This window comes from Enterococcus sp. DIV0421, assembly GCF_051713745.1.
GTDB lineage: Bacteria > Bacillota > Bacilli > Lactobacillales > Enterococcaceae > Enterococcus_D > Enterococcus_D casseliflavus.
The window spans coordinates 1-261 of the sequence record NZ_JBIOQM010000032.1; the positions used below are offsets into that span (position 1 = coordinate 1).

A 261-nucleotide genomic window follows, 5' to 3' on the forward strand; every position below is an offset into this window, starting at 1 on the left:
GTCATTCTCGCCGAAATTCGAGATATTAATAATTTCCGATCGCCGAATCAATTGCTTGCCTATGCAGGCGCAGAACCTTCCATCTCTACGTCTGGAATGAATCAGACTGAAACTGGTCGAATGGTCAAACGAGGTTCCTCTCAGCTTCGCTGGGCATTGCATGAAGCCGCCAGACTCATGTCTATTTGGTCTCCGTCTATGCGTGTCTATTTCCAGAAAAAACTAGCAGAAGGAAAACACTACAATGTCGCAATCAGTCAT

At 45.6% G+C, this 261-nt stretch carries 1 protein-coding gene; it reads left to right on the forward strand.

Annotation, left to right across the window (positions count from 1 at the left end; genetic code table 11):
- The coding region (locus IGI96_RS19790) for a transposase (protein ID WP_438785722.1) at positions 1–261 on the forward strand (261 nt) is incomplete at both ends.